Source organism: Paenibacillus sp. PSB04 (genome assembly GCF_025809195.1).
Classification (GTDB): Bacteria; Bacillota; Bacilli; order Paenibacillales; family Paenibacillaceae; genus Paenibacillus_AQ; species Paenibacillus_AQ favisporus.
In genome coordinates this window covers 4,382,785-4,400,441 of sequence record NZ_CP081301.1, presented here as the reverse complement: position 1 = coordinate 4,400,441, position 17,657 = coordinate 4,382,785, and the positions used below count along the sequence as shown (strand labels likewise).

Sequence of the window (17,657 nt, the reverse complement as noted above, 5' to 3'; positions counted from 1 at the left end):
AAATGTATGGTATACTGTTTTAAAAAACGAAACGGGGCGGCCGATGGATGACAGTATATATCGCACTGCTGCGGGGCATTAACGTTGGCGGACATAATCTGGTGAAAATGACCGAGCTCAAGAAAATGTTCGAAGACATGGGCTTTCACGATGTCAAAACGTATATTCAAAGCGGGAACGTCTTGTTTAAAAGCGATGAAGAGCCGCTTGGACTGAAGTCCAAAATGGAGCAGTTTTTGGAAAAGGCGATCGGCAAGCCGGTATCGGTCGCCCTGAAATCTGCGGAGGAAATGCAGAAGATCATTGCGGGATGTCCATATGACGCCTCTGCTTTGGGCGAAGGTGAGAGCATCCATGTCTCTATTCGCACCACCCAGCCCAGCCAAGAAGCGCTGGACAAGCTGGCGGCCTTAGACAAAGGCGGAGATGACTTCCACACCGACGGCGATGTCGTATACCTGATGCTTCGGCAAAGTATCCGGGACTCCAAGCTTGCCGCGAATTTGTCCAAGGCTGACGCTCCGGCTACGTCGCGAAACTGGAATACGATGAATAAGCTGAACGAGCTGGCCAAAACGTTGTAAGCAGCCAGCAGCCCGTCCACTGGAAATCTATCTAACGAAGAAGCTATCACGCCGGAAACACCCCGCTTTACCAAAAAAAGCAGGCAAAGGAACGTTCCCGTTCCGCTGCCTGCTTTTTCACGTCTTATGACATAGACCCGGCAAGTAGACTCGGCCCAGCCCAACTAAATACAAAACGACCGTTTACCCCTTTGTACCTCCCTGCAGCCCAAATCCTTTGGACATAAACTGCTGCGACAAAATATACAGCACGACCGACGGAAGCGCATAAAGCACGGAGAATGCCGCCAGCTTGCCGTAATCCGCCATGCCGTATTGGCCGAAAAACTGATACAGCTTGAGCGACGCCGGAAAGTTTTCCGGGGATTGCAGCAGGATGTAAGGGACGAAGAAATTGCCCCAGCTTCCAGAGAACGTAAAGATGGCTACGGTGCAGATCCCGGGGATCATGAGCGGGGCTACGACTTTGCGAATGCCAGTGAACACCGAGGCGCCGTCGACCCATGCGGCCTCCTCCATATCGTTCGGCACGGAATCCATGAAATTTTTCAGCATCCAAATGCCGTACGGCATCGAGGAAGCGACATAGAACAGAATGACGCCAAAGATATTGTTGTACAGCTTCAGGCTGAGAAACAGCTGATACACGGGAACCATGACCGCCGTAATCGGCAGCGAGGTCATGAACAGAATGGTCAGCATAAACGGTTTCTTATATTTCATTTGATACCGGGACAGTGGGTATGCGGCCAGCAGACCGAGAATGACAACGATGACGGCTTGGCCGAGTGACATGAAGAGACCGATCAGGAAAGCGCGCTGGTTCTCGCCATTCGTAATCACGGCGCCGTAGTTCGCACCGGTGAAACGAGTTGGCATTTTCAGCGACTGCAGCGCATTGGAATCGACGGACGCGACCAGCACCCACAGCAGCGGAAGCAAAAAGCAGATCCCGATGACGGTAAGGATCAAATACGGCAGAATACGGTAGATGAGATTGCGTTGTTTCGCGTTCATACGAAGTCTCCTTATTTATTGCTCTTTCATCGAGCGGATGTAGAACAAGCTCAGCACGATGCCCAGCAGGAGGAGTAGCAACGATATGGCCGTGCCGTACCCGAGCTGGTAATTGACGAAGGCCTGGTTGTACATAAAAATCGGCAGCGTCGTCGTCGACGTTCCCGGTCCCCCGCCCGTCATCGCATAGATCAGGCCAAAAACACCCAGCGTCTGCAGCGTGACGAGCATCATATTGGTCAGAATGGTGTCCTTTATGTAAGGGATGGTGATCCGGAACAAAATTTGCAGCCGGGAGGCGCCGTCGACGACGGCCGCTTCTTCGATCTCCGTCGGCACGTCGTCGAGTGCAGCCTGGAATACCAGCATCGAAAAGGCGGTGCCGTGCCAAATGTTCGCTAAAATGATGGTCAGCATCGGTACGGTATAAAGCCAGGTCACATCGGAGATCCCGACGAAGGAGAGAATGGCATTCAGCGTCCCTTCATCGCCGAAAAAGCTGTATAAGCACAGCGCGCAGACGATTTCCGGCGTGACCCATCCAGCCAAAACGATCGTGCCGATGATCCGGCGAAACAGCCGGTTTTTGTGCTTCATCAAGAGCGCAATGATAAATCCGAGCACTTGCTGGCCGATGACAGCCGAGCCGATCAGGAAGATCAGCGTGTTCCAAATGCTCACCCGGACCGTGGGGTCATGGAACATGCGGACATAGTTGTCGAAGCCGACGAATTTCAGTTCCTTGGCCGCTTCCCCCGTCAACGCCAGGTTGGTGAATGAATAGAAAAACGTTAACAGGATCGGATAAATGAAAAACACGAGCATGATCGCGATTGAAGGAAGCAGGAAGTAGAGCCACGTATACGACTTTCTTTTTTTGTACACCGAAGATACGGTCAAACTGCTCATCGAGGTTACGTCTCCTTCCCCTAAGCTGAAAATAAAACCGCTTGCCCACGCGCTTTTCCCGCCGGAAGCAGCAGCATGAGCAAGCTTTGATCCATTACTTCTCTACGATATGGTCCTCACCGACAATCCGGGTTACGTCCTGCGCGTACTTCTTCGCTGCATCCGCAGGCGAGGTTCCGGTGGCGACGCTTTCGACCATCGTCTGGATCTGCGTGGACACTTCCGGATATTTGTCCTGCGCCGGTCTGAATTCGGCATGCTGCAGGTATTCCGTGGCGATGCCGTTAAACGGCTGAGCCGTATATTCGGGATCCTTGGCGACGTCCGCACGGACGGTAATGTTGCCGGAAGCGATGACCAGCTTTTTCGTGTTGTCCTTGTTCAAAGCGTACTTAATGAAGTCCCATGCTTCGTCCTTATGCTGCGCGTTGCTCGGGATCGACAGCGCCCAGCCGCCGGCGAGCGTGATGGAACCCGGATCCTGGCCTTTGCTGGTCGGCATCGGGGCAAAGCCCAGCACGTCTTTATACTCCGGCCAAGGCGCAGCACCGGTATCAAAGTAGTTGCCGGTAATCCACGATCCGTCGAGCGAAATCGCCAGCTTGCCTTTCGGCAAATATTCGCGGGACGCGGTGTTGCCCGCCTGGCCGTTCAGCACTTTGGACAGCGGAGGTCCGAGCTTCTCCTTGTTCACTGTCTGGATGAAAGTCAACGCGTCGATGATGCCTTGGCTTTTGATGATCCATTTGCTCGTATCGTTGTCATAGAGACGCTCCCCGGTGCCATACAGCAGCATTTCGTACGTTTGCATCGAGGTGGCTTCCCCTGTCGCCTTGCCCATGTTCATCCAGATCGGCACGACATCTTTCGTTTTCTCTTTGATCGTCCGGGCCGCGTTCAGCACGTCGTCCCACGTTTTTGGCTGCCAATCCTCGGGAAGTCCCGCCTGTTTGAAAATCTCTTTGTTGTACCACAGTCCACGCGAATCGGTGTTGTACGGTACTCCGTACACCTTGCCGTCGCTGGCCGTAACCCCTTTTTTCATCGCCTCGATAAAGGAGCCGTTCGTCCAGTCCTCCCAAGCCTTGACCTTGTCATCCAGCGGTTCCAGGTAACCGGCGCTGGCATCGGAATTGAGGATAAACGTATCCTCCGTAACGATATCCGGAGCGGTGTCCTTGGACTTCAGCGCCAGAGCCACTTTGGCAAAATAATCCCCTTCGGACGCCTGAATCGGTGTCGGCTTGATTTCCACATCCTTGTTCGGATACGATTCGGACAGCTCTTTCAGCCATTTGTAGAACGTGCCTTTCTCCCCGATTCCGTCGTCCCGGTAAGTGATCGATATCGTCGTTTTCGTCTTGGTGGTTCCTTCGCCTGAAGAATCCGTATTGCCGGTAGTCGTGGTCGTAGTCGTATCCGTTCCCGGCTCCGCCGTCTTCGTGCCGCCGCTGCCGCTTGAGCAGCCTGCCATCGCCACCGTTAACGCGCAGAAGAGCGCGGTGGATCCGAGCAGCCATTTCTTTTTCCCTTTGACCATGCTTGCCCCTCCTTTTTGATGTAAAGCCTTGGGATCTCTGCCTTGAAGCCTTGGAGTAAAGCGCTTTACTATGTATGTGTATTAGCATTTCAGGTTTTCATAACAACATTTTGGGGATGGCCGGACAGAACCATTTCACTTACAGGATACCTGCAAATCTCTTCGATCTCCGCTTTCAACAAACCAATCCGCTGCTGCATCAACAAATTCAACACCTTCTCCCAGTTCCGCGTATTGCACACCCGCTGCACGAATCATTGATTGCCACCCAATGTAAGCGATATCTATAATGGGCATGAATTTTAGTTGACATTTCAAAAAGAGGAGGATGCTTGAGAAGAAGTAACGTCTGTTGAAGTCGTAAGCGGCTGGCTGCGATCGATTGCGATATGGTACGCAACTAACAGCTTCTCTTCGAAGAGGCTGTTTGGCTTGGTGTGAGAAGCTATACGGGATCAACAAAAAGACTGCCCTTACCCGGGCAGCCTCCTATCTCGAATTTATATTTTATCCACATGCAGCAGCTTGATTTGCTTGATCTCGTACGTATCCTCCAGCCTCTCTTCCGGGATAACACGCAGGCGGACCAGACTGGAAATTTTCGATCCGTCCGCTTTGGACATCAGCCGCCACAAATCCGGGTCCGGCAGCGCTTCGTACAGCTTCTGATCATCGTATTCCTTGCGAATTTGCGATACCAGCTTCACCTTGTAGGCACCAATCTCCAGCTGCTCGGCCTGCTGCTTCTCACAATAGGCTGTAATTTCTTCGCGAAGCTGCTTAAGCTCCTGCTCCGTTTCTCTCTGCCGCTGCTTCAGCAGGTAATACCTGTCTACGATCTTGTCCATCTTCCCACTCCCTTCTACCTACACCATATGTGCGCCGAAGCGGTTTTAGGATGGATTTTGCATCGCGGACGTGCCCATGGTACTGTGGGAATATCATACAAACGGAGAACGGATGAATATCCCATTTATTTGCATTTTTACTATAAAAAACGGAAGGCTGGCTCATCATATGCCCAAACTGGATTACATGCTGTCGCTGCTGTGGCTTTTGCGCTCGAGGGGTAAAATGACGGCGGAACAATTGGCCGAAGCGTTGGAAATCAGCGTCCGCACCGTCTACCGTTATGTCGACCTCCTATGCCAGAGCGGCGTTCCGGTCGTCGCGGAACCGGGTCATGGGGGCGGATACACTCTTCCGGACTCCTTTCGGGAGTCGCCGCTGTTTTTTGACACCAATGAATTGAAAGCGATGGCTCACAGCGCGCGGATCGCCTCCCAGGCAGGGTATCCGTTTGCGGACGCTCTGGAACATGCGCTCGATAAAATCAGCCACCGGCTGAATGAGGACCAAGGAGAACAATTAAGGCGCCACCAGGCCGGGCTGGAAGCCGTCCCCTATTCAACCAGCCGGGAGATTAAGCGGTTACTTTCCGACCTTGAAGAAGCGGCAGCCCATTCCCGTGTGTGCTGCATACAATATGCCAATACGACTGGAGATGCTGAGCGGATGCGCCGCATCCATCCCTACCGCTTGGCTTACCGGACGAACCGCTGGTATGTCGCCGCTTACTGTGAGCTGCGGGGTTCTGTCCGAATGTTTCGCGTCGACCGGATTGAGCAGCTGGAGGTAACGGAAGAAACGTTTGCGAGGCCGGAGGATGTTACGTTTATTGAGCTGGCCAGGGATACCTTGGCCGGTTATTCGAAAACGGATGCATCCTGGGTTACGGTGCGAATTGGCGGCGATTTCGATGTATTGGAGTCTATCGGGAATCAATATTTCGTGCAGCCGTTTCTGACCAAACACATGGACCGGGAGCTTCGGTTTGAAATGCCGCCCTCCGTGATGCTGACCTATATGCCCCACCTTCTTCTTTCCTTCGGTACGCTGGTATCTGTGCTGGAACCATCCCTGCTGGGAGAACGGATCGCCGAACTTTGTCACGAAATTGCCGAACATCATACAAGCCCTAAACTTCCCTGACAATCTAGCTGTCAGGGAAGTTGTCGTATGATGCGGTTATCCTGTAATACAAGAAAGGAGTATAACCTTATGAAATTGGATAATCGCAAGCTGGATTTAACCAAAGCGTACCCCTCGTATTATTCCGCCCCTCAAGTCCCGCAAAAATGCTATTTTGATGAGATCCCCTATCTCACGATTGACGGTGAGGGAGATCCAAACGGACCAGGATTTGCTGAAGCGACCGAAGCCCTCTATACCGTAGCTTATGGCATCAAAGGGATGTGTAAACAGGAGGAGCAGGATTTTACCGTGGCCAAGCTCGAAGGACTCTGGTGGGCAAGGTCCCATTCTGGACAAGACGCCATGTACGCTTCCAGGGAGGATTGGATGTGGAAGCTGCTGATCCGGATGCCGGACTATGTATCGGGCGAACGATTCGAAGAAGCCCGGATGCTGGCAGTGAACAAGAAACCGCATCTTGCCCCCCTTCGCTTCGTGAGCTTCGAACGCCTGTATGAGGGCGATTGTGTGCAGATGCTGCATGTCGGTCCGTTCAGTGCCGAGCCGGAAACGATCCGGCAGATTTTCGAGTATATCGAGGCCCAGCGCCTGACACCTAAAGGGCGGCATCACGAAATTTATTTGTCGGATCCGCGCAGAACACCCCCTCATAAAATGAGAACCATCCTGCGGCATCCTGTCACCCAGCAGGAGAACTGATCAGGTCCCCTGAGCCGCAGGGGGACTTTTCGATCCTCTTGGCCTCCCGTCTCATGGGAGATCAAGAGGATTTTTGTCTTTCGGTCTTTCGCATTTCCCTCTTTCTTTAGTCCTACGATAACGATTCTATAAACCTATCTAACCGATGGGATAAGGCAAAAAATATCTGTTATGCCACAGAAAGCGCCGTTTTGGAGCATTTCGACACCTCTGCTCGACAGCAAACGCCCACCCTGCCCAAAGTACCTATCAACCTTTTGTCTCATCCCAATAGAATGCAAAAATTGTAAAATGAAAAATGTATTTTACTAGTGTTCAATTAGTTTCGCGCAAAGGAGGATCGTTTTTTCGGCATGATTTCCTATCTCATTCGATAAAGGAGGACATCTTTTGAAAAAAGGTTCATCGACCATCCGTACTTATTCGACGCTGTTGTTAAGTGCCTTGCTGGCTATTGGTGTCGCCTATCCGAACGCCAGCGTGTCGGCGGCTGCTGCACCCGATCTACGTTCGGCCGACCATTCGGCCATTCATCTGGAATCTTCCCTGCGCCAAGGGGACTGGAAGCTTAACCCTCCGGCCCAAGGTACTTCATCCCCTGTTCAAAGCCTGGCGGCTGCGGCGCCGGATGAGCCCCAAAACTTCGTAGATCCTTCGGACAGCAGCGAACCGGTAACGGTCATCGTTCAGCTGAAGAACGATCCGCTTAAGGTCTATGAGGCCAAACCGGGAGCACAGGCCCGTTCATCCCTCGGCAGTTACAACAGCATTTTGAATCAGGAGCACAGCGCCTTTAAATCGGCAGCTTTATCGAAAACCGGCGCCAAATTCAAACGGGAATATTCCAAAGTGTTTAACGGTTATTCCGTGACGCTCCCGGCGAACGAAGTGGACAAGCTGCTGACACTGCCGAACGTCAAAGCGGTCTTCCCGAATGAGGAAATGCACGCCCTGCCGGTTGCGGACGGGCATGAAATGACGCCGAACATGGATGAAAGCGCTCCGCTGATCGGTGCGGAAGACATGTGGGATTCGGGATATGACGGAGAAGGCGTTAAGGTCGGCGTCATTGATACCGGTATCGACTACAATCATCCCAGCTTGAAGGACGCCTACAAAGGCGGATATGACTTTGTCGACAACGATGCCGATCCGATGGAGACGCTCCCGGATCCAAGCAAGCCGCTCGACAGCAATGGCAACACCTATGATACGTATCATGGAACGCATGTCTCCGGAACGGTTGCCGGACGAGGCGACCCTGAGCACCCCGATGCGGGCAAGGGCTGGGTCCGCGGCGTAGCGCCGGGATCGGATCTGTACGTATACCGCGTACTCGGTCCTTATGGCAGCGGCTCGACCGAAAACGTCATTGCCGGGATTGAAAAGGCAGTCAGCGACGGAATGGATGTCATTAACCTGTCGCTGGGTTCCAATATGAACAACTCGTATACGCCGGATGCCATCGCAGCGGACAACGCGGCGCTGGCGGGAGTCACCGTCGTTATCTCCAACGGCAATGAAGGACCGGATGCGGAAACGGTTGGCAGCCCGGCTGCGGCACAGCTGGCCATTTCCGTTGGCGCCTCGACGCCGCCGCTCCAAACGCCGATTTTCACTTCCGACACCATCGGCATTACTTACGCCCAGCTGGCGGCGACATCGCCGAAGCTGGAAACGGAAGGTGCGGACTTGGAGCTTGTGGACGCCGGCCTCGGCCGTACTTCCGATTACGCCAACATTGACGTCAAGGGCAAAACGGCGTTTGTGCAGCGCGGAGAAATCTCCTTCGCTGAGAAAGCGCAAAACGCGGCCGCCAACGGCGCCGTGGCCGTCATCATTTACAATAACGTGCCAGGCGAAATCGGCGGAGCTACGCTAAATGGCGCCGAAGACGTCGTGCCGGCTTATACGATCAGCCAGGAAAGCGGCAAGAAGCTGAAGAGCGAGATTGCCAAAGGCAATAACCACGTAACGTTCGGCTATAAAGCCGAAGTCGACCTGCTCGCAGACCTAAGCTCCAGAGGTCCTGCTCTGCCGAATTATACGATCAAGCCGGACATTACCGCACCTGGCGTGGGCATCAAGTCTTCCATTCCAGCGTTTGGCGGTGACTATACCAACGCTTACGAGGAACTGCAAGGCACAAGCATGGCCGCTCCGCATGTGGCGGGTTCGGCTGCCCTCATGCTGGAGAAGACGCGCGAAGAAGGTCTTCAGCTGAAGCCGGATGACGTGAAGGCTCTGCTTACGAACAATGCGGTTCTGATTAAAGACCGGGATAACCGTGAGTATGGCACCAACGAGCAAGGCGCCGGCCGCGTTGACCTGAAAAATTCTTCCGAGGCGGATGCCATCGTTAAGGTGGAAGAATCGCTTCCGGCTCAGCTTCAGGACGATACCCACCAAACCTCGTACTCCGGCAGCATTTCTTTCGGTCTGCAGGGTGCAGGAGCGGACGTCACCCGCAAGCTGACGGTGGAAAATATTGCGAATACGGATCAGTCCTATTCGATTGAGGTCAAATGGAATCACGGCGGAGGGCCAGTGTTGACACCGGCAGCGGAATCGGTAAGCCTGTCCGCAGGTCAATCGACTGCCGATCTGAACGTATCCCTGAACATTCCGGAAGGAACCGCAGATGGCCTGTATGACGGTCAGCTGATCTTTACACAAGCCGGAAACGGGCATGTCCTTCATGTGCCGTTCAGCGTGTATGTCGGCGAAACTTATAACCTAGCCGATATTTCGAACGTAGAACTCGATCCGATTTACCTGTCCAGCACCAACGAAGGCAAAGGCTCAACCCTTTATTATGCACTCAATAAAAAATTGGTGGATTACGAATTCGACGTCTACCGTTTTGATGACGAAGGGAACGGCGAGTACGTAGGATATATCTATGACCGCGACTTCCAGAACAAGCTGGACCCGTTCTATTACTCCTATGAATGGGACGGCAAGGTGGATATCGCTACCACACCAGGAAAGAAACGCGTGTACCTTGATCCGGAAGGTGTATACGGCATCGTTCCGGTAACGGTCGAGGAAGGCGACAAAACCGCCGAAGTAGTGACCGACTCGCTGTCGCAGTTCCTGGTTGACAACACTGCACCGGATGCCTCGGTGCCGGATGAACTGGTCGTCAATCCGGATAAGCCGAACGTCGGCTTGCTTCAAGGAACGATTAACGGAGATTTGCTGCTGGATTACTTCTACGACGGCACGAATCTGCAGGATCTGATCCACATAAAGGCAACGAATACGGTCTCCAAAACAAAACTCTGCAAAGAATATCCGGCAACAATCGATGAGGAAGGTAACTATACGATTGCAGTTCCGTTAGAAGACGGTCTGAATACGATCGACCTTTACGTCACGGACGATGCCGGCAACGGATCTTCAAAACCAGTTAAAACCTATAAGTACACGGCAAAGCCAGAAACGCCAAAAAATACAGATGTATCCCTTTCAACACCAAATCAAGCAAAGGTGAATGAGCCATTCGATGTAAAAGTTGATTTTAAAGGTTCTGAAGAAATCCAAGCCATGACGGTAAACGTAACTTACGATGTGTATACTGAACTGGATCACATCACGCCGGTCATTGATGGAACTTCAAACGGCCCTGTTGAGCCGCTAACGAGCCCTGAGTCGACAGACACAAAGGATGGAAAAAAGACAGCGACCTTTGGCATTCAATTTAATCACCCTGTCAAAGAAGGTACACTTGCAGAATTCACCTTTAAAGGAACAAAAGCGGGGCAATACGATTTTGAAGTTACGAAAGCTACCCTGTTGAATGCAGAGGGAAAAGAAGTTCAAACCGGTCAGTTCACAGGCACAAGCATTGAGGTAACTCCTGCGGAAGAACCAGATGGTTCTCAGACTCCAGATCAAGTAACGGGTACAGATCCAAATCAGGCACCTGATTCCGAGCAGATCCAAGCAGATGAACCTGTCACCCAGCCGGACCCCGGCTTGACTGATGATGTAACAGGCTCCTTTGAAGTCAAGGCAGCCAAGTTAGACGCTTCGGCTTCAACACCTGCCGCCGAAGAAGTGACTGCGGAACAAGACGTCGCATCTACAGCGATTCCTTGCACGACACCTGACCCGGATCCGGGTCCAGGCCCAGATCCAAACCCTAATCCAAATCCTGATCCAGACCCAGACCCAAATCCAAATCCGAATCCTGGAACAGGTAGTTCGGGTGGAGGCTCGGTATCCAATAGTTCTAGCATCGTGACTCCCACCGTACCTGCTGGCAAAAAGCTTATCGCTGGTTCACTGGTCGAGCAGGGCTCCGGAGATCAAAAAACGGCTTCGTTATCGATAGACGCGGCATATGTAACGAATCAATTGAGCAATGCCGATACCAAAGCCGTGACTTTGGATATCAGCGATACCGACGTTGAGACCTATCGTACGCTCAATATCCAGCTTAGCAAAGCGGTAGCCGATCAGCTGACGAAAAGCAATAAAGGTTTGATCATTAAAGGAAAAAGCTTGGAACTGTCGGTTCCGGCAGATGATTTGTCCAGCTTTATTACATCTAACGGGTTAACCATTGGTCTGGGATACTCATCCAATCCGGCTGGTACTGCTCAATCGCCAACCGGCGGGACAACAAACTTCGTGTCCGGAGCGCTTGTCTTGAGCGAACCTGCAGCTTCGCTGGCTTCACCGGTCACTGTGACCTTGCAGCTGGATCCTGCAAAAATCAAAAACCGGAACAAAGTAGGCATTTTCAGCGTGGATTCTAACAATCTTTGGACTTACCTGAAGCCAGGAAGCAACTCGGCAAATTCGGTAACGTTCTCTTTAAACAAATCCGGTTCGTATGCCGCATTTGAATCCAACAAAACGTTTGCCGATTTGAACAATCATTGGGCCAAGGACGAAATCGAAGTCATTGCCTCCCATTATCTTGCTACAGGCAAAGATACGACTGAAACCTACAAACCTAATGATCAAGTAACACAAGCAGAATTTCTTACGCTCCTTGACCGCCTTTTGAACACAGGAAAAACTTGGGGTGACCGTACTGCCGAAACGGGTGCTGCCCATTCACTGACACGGGAAGAACTGGCAGTGCTCCTCGCTCAAGCACTCAAGGCAGATCTTTCGAACTCGAACGCCACTGAACTAGCATTTACCGATCAAAACAGCATTCAGCCATCGGCATTAAACGCGATTGCATATGCTGTGAAGCAAGGTTATCTGCAGGGTAACCCGGATCACTCCTTCGACCCCAAAGGAAAACTCACACGGGCTCAAGCAGGCATTATTCTTTACCGGGTTTTACAGGACATTCAATCCAAATAAAATCGATAAAACAGGCGCTGACGGGATCTTTTCCCGCAGCGCCTGTTCATTTTATTCAATCATATTAATTCAGCGCTTCCCCCGCCCCAAACCGTTCCCGCGATCAATCGGCGCAAATCTTGTACCCGGTTCGGCGTCTCCGCCGTCGAGTGGCTCAGCTTGTCGCATAAGGCGACCAGGTCCTCCAGATGGGACAGAAGCCTCCATTTCTTTTCCAGAACCATTCCCTCCACCTCGTAAGCCTTTATGAAGTGCTGTTCGATCCACGAACCGTTCGCCTCATAACGCAGTATATTGCCCAGATCCGCATGCCGGTTCCAGGCAAAAGCTTCCTTCCAGTCGAGCACGGTGAAACAAAGTACCCTCGGAACCTTTCTCCATCAGAATATTTAAGCCATTATAATCGGAGTGCTCGAATACCTACATTTAAGCTTGATCTTTAAGTTAACATCATATTAATTATGGTTTTTCGCAGCTCCTTTTTTCCAAATGATCTGTTGTTAAGTACGTTGTAATGGTGATATAGCTCGGATCATCTAGGGTCGGTGTTGTGATGATTTTTCTATTATGAATTTTTCATATAGTGAGTTTTTGGAACAAAACTACTCAATTTACCCAGTCTTAAGTTGACCTAGCAGCAAAAGTACGCTTCTTTCGCCTTCAACAGCCGTGTTCCTTCCCACCAGGCTATCCGTAGACGATCGTTTCATCGACAACCGTCATCCGAACTTTATTTTCCAAAATGGTTTCCGGCGGTTCGCCGAACGGGTCCCGTTCCAGAACGGTAAAATCAGCGGCGTATCCCCGCTGAATCCGTCCCCGGTCTAGTTCATGCCCTGCTGCATAGGCACTGCCTGTCGTATACAGCGAGATCGCTTCATACATGCTGAGCCGCTCATCGGAACCATACACGGTCCTCTGATCGTCCCCCGGCTTCATACGGGTTACGGCAGCGTATATGCCAAGAAGAGGCGAGACGCTTTCGATCGGCGCATCCGATCCGCCGGCACAAGGAATCCCGCTGCGAAGCAGTGTCTGCCAAGCGTATACATGCAGCCCCTTCGCATCGCCGACCCGGTCCAGCACCCACGGAAAATCAGAGGTGACAAAGCTCGGCTGAATGTCGACGATAGCAGGCAGCCCCTTCAGCTGCGCCAGCAGCTCATCCCGCAAAATCTGCCCGTGAATCAGCCGGTCCCTCCTGCCCGCCGGGCATGGATATGCGGCCAATGCGTGCAGCACCTTCTCTGCGGCCCCGTCGCCAATGGCATGCGCAGCCGCCGCAAGCCCAGCGCTTCTTGCCTTGGCCACCAGCCGGTTAAGCTCCTCATCCGAATGAACGGCCACGCCGCTCGTGGCTGGATCATCTGCGTAGGGGCGGCTGAGCAAGGCCGTTCTTCCGCCCAGGGATCCGTCCGCAAACAGCTTCATCGCCCCGTATTCGAGGAACTCGGATTCAGGCACAAGCCGCCTTCCTTCCTCGAGCCATTCATCGAGCGCAAGATGGTGGATCAGAAGATGCGTTCTGAATTTCTTTTGCCCCTCCGTAATGACCTTTTGGAACGCTTGCAGCGTTCGGGTACAGCCGCCATAGTAGCTCAGATCTTCCGTATGGCAGCCGGTGATCCCCTGTCTCCAGCAGTCCTCAATGGCCATTGTCAGCGCAGTCTCCAGGTAGCTCTGAGTCACGCCGGGTATCCGGTGCAGGATCAGATCCTGGGCCTGCTCCTTAAAAATACCGTTTAAGCGTCCGTCACTGCCTTTTCCCGCGACGCCGCCGCTTGGCACCTCTGTGTCTTCATTAACGCCGGTCTCCTGCAGGGCCAGTGTATTGACGGTCAGCACGTGCCGGCAGACGCGCCGCAGCATTACGGGGTGGTTCGGAGCGGCCCAGTCCAGCTCCACCCTAGTCGGGAGGAGCGCTTCCTCCCACTCATTTTCGTTCCATCCTTCCCCGATGATCCACGTGCCTGGCGGAAGGCGCCGGGCTTGTCCGGCAATCTTGTCCAGCAGCTCGCCCCGGCGCTTCAGACCGGAAAGCTGCAGCTTGAGAAAGGTCTCCCCGTGGCCGATCAAGTGAATATGACTGTCCACAAATCCCGGGAACAGGGTGCCCCCGCCAAGATCGATCACCTCGTCGATCCGGCCGTGAAATCTCTCTTTCAGTTCCCGCGTATCGCCAGCATCTATGATGCGTCCTCCTTCGGTCAATACCGCTTCAACCGTCTTATGTTCCTGTTCCATCGTGTAGATGGTTCCGTTCGTCCAGCACTTGGCCATGACGCTCCCTCCTCTATCGCTTACATTGCTCAATCATCGATATATCTGACTGCTACAAGAATAGCACAAAAAAAGCAGCCGGTCCCTTGACCGCTGCTTCCTCATTTAGATGAATCTATCGCTCAATGCATGATGTATTTCCAGATCAGCCAGCATATCAGCACACAAATCCACGAAATAAAACCGAAGATCGTAACAATTTTGTTTTCGCTCCATCCATATTTCAGACTGAAATGGAAATGGATCGGGGTCATTCGAAATAACCGCAGCTTCGTCTTTTTGTAATACCACACCTGCAAAATGACCGACAACTGCTCCGCAAGATAGATAAAAAACAGGATCGGGATCAATATTTCAACCTTTTCAATGACGGCCAAAATGGAAAGCGACCCTCCGATCGCCATCGATCCCGTGTCCCCCATAAACGCCCTTGCCGGATAGATGTTGTAAAGAAAAAGTCCAAGCAGACAGCCGATCATCACCAGCGAAAAAGTCTGCACCTCAGGTTTGTCCGAAATCAAAAAGAAGAAAAAATAAGTCGGAATCGCCACATTGATCAGCAGCCCGTCCAATCCATCCGTAAAGTTGATCGCATTCGCAGAACCTACCACAAACAGCAGTATGATGGCCACATATACGTAAATAGGCAGCTGCAGATGGTATCCTTGAAACAGCGCGATATCACTCGATACGCCAAACGAATGGAGCAGTACATACAACAGAATTCCCGTAAAAGCAAATTGAAGCACCAGCTTCGTACGGCCGGAGATGCCGGCCGGGTCTTGCCAGAAGGCCTTTTTAAAGTCATCGAGAAAGCCGACCGAGCTGAACAACAGAAACGCAGCGCACAGGAGCAGCATAAGGGATGCCGGTTGTGATTGCAGCGAAATCGCTACCCCGATCAGCAGGATTAATCCGGCCATCAGCGGCGTACCGCGTTTGGCTTGATGATCTGCCGGAAGCTCAGCGCGGATCGGCTGCGTCAGCTTCAGCCTGCGCAAGGTCCAAATCAGCAATGGCGTCAGTACGGCAACCAGAAGGAAAGATAAGCCGGAAACAGCCATAATTCCATACATATGACGAACCCCTTCTCATTGAAAAATATGGTTTCCTTACATTATAAATAATTCGGATAAGTAGACAAACATTCCCCGAAGTCAAAATCTCTTAGCGATCATTTTGCTTGTGAAAGCCATCTATGGAAAATATGTACCTTGATATGTACCTTCTACATCATCCGTTACTTACTATGAGCAGCGTCCTCTTTTTCGGTATACAGCGGCAATGTAATGATAAAAGTAGTTCCTTCGCCTTCCTTGCTTTCAATCGAAATCTGTCCGTTCATCTCGCGTATGATATTGAAAGTGACCATGGTTCCGAGCCCCGTGCCTTTTAACTTGGTGGAGTAATAAGGGGATCCCAGTCTTTGAATCTGCTCTTTCGTCATGCCTACACCTGTATCCGAGATATAGATTCTGGCTTTGTTGTCGCTTTCGTCCACAAAGTATTTAATCGTTAATGTACCGCCGTCAGGCATCGCTTCAACCGCATTTTTGCACAAATTAATGATAGCTTGCCTTAACTTGGATTTGTCTCCATAAATGGTACCGGATGAATGAAATTCGGTGACCATTTTCACATTTTGTAAATTAGCATAGGAGCTCAGCACATGGGAGGTTTCCAAAAACTCTTCGTTCAGTGAAATCGTTTCCAATTTCTGGTTTTGAGGTTTGGCTAACGACAGGTAATCGGAAATGATCGATCCCGCCCGATCCAATTCCACAAGGGTAATGAGGGAAAATTCTTTACGCTTCTGATCCGTTAAGGACGGCTCACCCAATAGTTGAACAAATCCCCGCACAGTTGTGAGCGGATTTCGTACTTCATGAGCGACCGATGCGGCGATTTCGCTGACGACCTTCAGCTTCTCGGCTTCGATCATCTCTTCTTGAATTTTGACGTCGCGACGGACCGTTTCCAATATGTACACCAATAGAACCGATATCGCGCACTGCATCAGAACGATTGGCAGGGATGGCACAAAGGAGTGCAGGAAATACGATGGATTGCTATCCAGCAAATAATAAATATTTAAGACGGTAATCCGTAGAAAAAAGCAAAGGCCCAACACGATCAGCATCCGCTTCATGAAGCTCCCACGGTTAAATGCTGGAATCGCCAGGTATACGAGCACCAATGTAGGCAATAGGGACAACGTATAATAAACAATATGAATGTCACCCAATACTTGTCGATAAATAATTGCGCTGGCGAATAACAGTAAGGCGCTGTACACCCCGCCGTATAAGGAGCCCACCACAAGCGGTATTCCCCGCAAATCTAAAAACGTATTAAACACTTTGACGGGGAACGACATTGTAATAATTATAGGTATAAGAAACAGCAGGAAATAGAGCACGGTTTTATTCGATTTACACACAAAACGGTAGAACATGATAGGCAGTAATATAATGAATACATTGAGGATTAGGTTGGATTCGATATGCATTCCCTGTAGCCCCTTCGATTGTGGTAAATAAGCATTCTCGGGGCCCAGGATAAATTCCTTCTCATTAAATTGTAAATTTTTCCGCATCCTCGCTCATTATGCATGATCTATAAAAAACAGCGCGTGACCATAGTGCTTCATGAACCTTTTATAATCGGCCGATTCCTTTAAGACAATGATTGTGGAATAAGCATTTACTTTTCGCCGTTTTAGTCTGGCGAACAGTCCTTTCTGTTCGATACAGTAAAATTTGCCTCTTTCATATTCAATAAGAAGAGGCGGAAGATCCGCAGCGTAATCATCTGCTTCAGCCGAATCATCTGCCTCTAGCTTTATTCCATCCATCTGAATCAGGCGTAATGGAAACTTAACGACGCCAAAATAGTGATTCTTCTCTCCTGAATAATCATGGAGAGCCGAAGCCACCTGCCTCGTAAGCATCAGGTAGCACTGAATCCATTCTTCCAGCAGCCCGTTATTCGCATATTGTACTGCCGAGCGTACCGTCGGAGCATAAGTGATATGCCTGTCATGTTTCTTCGAATAAATGATTTTCTTTATGGAATCCAGGGATAAGAAGTACTCGTCCGCAAGCTCCGAAACCGTCATCCCGTTGGCATATTTGTTGCGGATCATCACATTTCGCCTCTGCAGGCGATCCCGGTAGCCGGACGTTTCTCCCCAGCCTTTTTTCTCCTCACCCTTCGGTATATACAGCAGTTTCCCGGCGGCGTATTTCTGGATTTCTTTCAGCAGCTCCTCAGGCAGGACCTCGCCGGCATTTTCATATTTCATA

The 17,657-nt window shown here is 51.3% G+C and carries 13 protein-coding genes; 4 read left to right on the top strand and 9 right to left on the bottom strand.

All coding sequences use genetic code 11. The features are described from left to right. Window positions 1-47 precede the first annotated feature (47 nt). On the top strand, window positions 48-584 hold the full coding sequence (locus K2F33_RS20380) for a DUF1697 domain-containing protein (RefSeq protein ID WP_076171551.1): 537 nt from the start codon (window positions 48-50) through the stop codon (window positions 582-584). A 183-nt stretch (window positions 585-767) separates the two neighbouring features. Here the strand turns inward: K2F33_RS20380 and K2F33_RS20375 are convergent, their stop codons facing one another. The 4 genes from K2F33_RS20375 to K2F33_RS20360 form a co-directional block, all read right to left on the bottom strand. Next, window positions 768-1,601: a carbohydrate ABC transporter permease gene (locus K2F33_RS20375; protein ID WP_076171549.1), complete on the bottom strand. Its 834-nt coding sequence runs from the start codon at window positions 1,599-1,601 to the stop codon at window positions 768-770. A gap of 15 nt (window positions 1,602-1,616) precedes the next feature. Continuing rightward, window positions 1,617-2,510, bottom strand: a complete 894-nt coding sequence (locus tag K2F33_RS20370; RefSeq protein ID WP_145132459.1) for a carbohydrate ABC transporter permease — start codon at window positions 2,508-2,510, stop codon at window positions 1,617-1,619. Window positions 2,511-2,604: 94 nt separating this feature from the next. Further along, window positions 2,605-4,050 (bottom strand): ABC transporter substrate-binding protein, encoded by a 1,446-nt coding sequence (locus tag K2F33_RS20365; RefSeq protein ID WP_263878392.1) that lies wholly within the window; start codon window positions 4,048-4,050, stop codon window positions 2,605-2,607. A 500-nt stretch (window positions 4,051-4,550) separates the two neighbouring features. Then, window positions 4,551-4,898 (bottom strand): hypothetical protein, encoded by a 348-nt coding sequence (locus K2F33_RS20360; RefSeq protein WP_263878391.1) that lies wholly within the window; start codon window positions 4,896-4,898, stop codon window positions 4,551-4,553. 169 nt (window positions 4,899-5,067) lie between these two features. On the opposite strand from K2F33_RS20360, the gene K2F33_RS20355 reads away from it, so the two are divergent. The 3 genes from K2F33_RS20355 (at window position 5,068) to K2F33_RS33655 (ending at window position 12,072) form a co-directional block, all read left to right on the top strand. Continuing rightward, window positions 5,068-6,042 carry a helix-turn-helix transcriptional regulator gene (locus tag K2F33_RS20355; RefSeq protein WP_263878390.1) on the top strand — a complete coding sequence of 325 codons (975 nt, stop codon included), beginning with the start codon at window positions 5,068-5,070 and terminating at the stop codon, window positions 6,040-6,042. A gap of 69 nt (window positions 6,043-6,111) precedes the next feature. Beyond that, the gene (locus tag K2F33_RS20350) at window positions 6,112-6,744 is read left to right on the top strand and encodes a GyrI-like domain-containing protein (protein ID WP_263878389.1); all 633 of its coding nucleotides are present in this window, start codon (window positions 6,112-6,114) and stop codon (window positions 6,742-6,744) included. A 390-nt stretch (window positions 6,745-7,134) separates the two neighbouring features. Next, a complete protein-coding gene (locus K2F33_RS33655; RefSeq protein WP_318670991.1) occupies window positions 7,135-12,072 on the top strand; it encodes a S8 family serine peptidase in 4,938 nt (1,645 codons plus the stop codon). A gap of 59 nt (window positions 12,073-12,131) precedes the next feature. Here K2F33_RS33655 and K2F33_RS20330 read toward each other — a convergent pair whose 3' ends face one another. The 5 genes from K2F33_RS20330 to K2F33_RS33650 form a co-directional block, all read right to left on the bottom strand. Continuing rightward, window positions 12,132-12,419 carry a hypothetical protein gene (locus K2F33_RS20330; protein ID WP_263878388.1) on the bottom strand — a complete coding sequence of 96 codons (288 nt, stop codon included), beginning with the start codon at window positions 12,417-12,419 and terminating at the stop codon, window positions 12,132-12,134. A gap of 340 nt (window positions 12,420-12,759) precedes the next feature. Then, window positions 12,760-14,352, bottom strand: a complete 1,593-nt coding sequence (locus K2F33_RS20325; protein WP_263878387.1) for an amidohydrolase — start codon at window positions 14,350-14,352, stop codon at window positions 12,760-12,762. 122 nt (window positions 14,353-14,474) lie between these two features. Further along, entirely contained in the window at window positions 14,475-15,428 is a 954-nt protein-coding gene (gene mraY / locus K2F33_RS20320) for a phospho-N-acetylmuramoyl-pentapeptide-transferase (protein WP_263878385.1), read from the bottom strand. A 164-nt stretch (window positions 15,429-15,592) separates the two neighbouring features. Further along, entirely contained in the window at window positions 15,593-16,807 is a 1,215-nt protein-coding gene (locus K2F33_RS20315) for an ATP-binding protein (protein WP_263882400.1), read from the bottom strand. A 150-nt stretch (window positions 16,808-16,957) separates the two neighbouring features. After that, a complete protein-coding gene (locus K2F33_RS33650; RefSeq protein WP_318670989.1) occupies window positions 16,958-17,656 on the bottom strand; it encodes a CD3324 family protein in 699 nt (232 codons plus the stop codon). Window position 17,657 lies beyond the last annotated feature (1 nt).

Excerpts from the sequence above, each read along its gene's own strand:
- K2F33_RS20325 (WP_263878387.1), bottom strand. The coding sequence starts at position 14,352 with ATGGCCAAGTGCTGGACGAACGGAACCATCTACACGATGGAACAGGAA.
- K2F33_RS20375 (WP_076171549.1), bottom strand. The coding sequence starts at position 1,601 with ATGAACGCGAAACAACGCAATCTCATCTACCGTATTCTGCCGTATTTG.
- mraY (WP_263878385.1), bottom strand. The coding sequence starts at position 15,428 with ATGTATGGAATTATGGCTGTTTCCGGCTTATCTTTCCTTCTGGTTGCC.
- K2F33_RS33650 (WP_318670989.1), bottom strand. The coding sequence starts at position 17,656 with ATGAAATATGAAAATGCCGGCGAGGTCCTGCCTGAGGAGCTGCTGAAA.
- K2F33_RS20370 (WP_145132459.1), bottom strand. The coding sequence starts at position 2,510 with ATGAGCAGTTTGACCGTATCTTCGGTGTACAAAAAAAGAAAGTCGTAT.
- K2F33_RS20350 (WP_263878389.1), top strand. The coding sequence starts at position 6,112 with ATGAAATTGGATAATCGCAAGCTGGATTTAACCAAAGCGTACCCCTCG.
- K2F33_RS20355 (WP_263878390.1), top strand. The coding sequence starts at position 5,068 with ATGCCCAAACTGGATTACATGCTGTCGCTGCTGTGGCTTTTGCGCTCG.
- K2F33_RS20380 (WP_076171551.1), top strand. The coding sequence starts at position 48 with ATGACAGTATATATCGCACTGCTGCGGGGCATTAACGTTGGCGGACAT.
- K2F33_RS20365 (WP_263878392.1), bottom strand. The coding sequence starts at position 4,050 with ATGGTCAAAGGGAAAAAGAAATGGCTGCTCGGATCCACCGCGCTCTTC.
- K2F33_RS20315 (WP_263882400.1), bottom strand. The coding sequence starts at position 16,807 with ATGTTCTACCGTTTTGTGTGTAAATCGAATAAAACCGTGCTCTATTTC.
- K2F33_RS20360 (WP_263878391.1), bottom strand. The coding sequence starts at position 4,898 with ATGGACAAGATCGTAGACAGGTATTACCTGCTGAAGCAGCGGCAGAGA.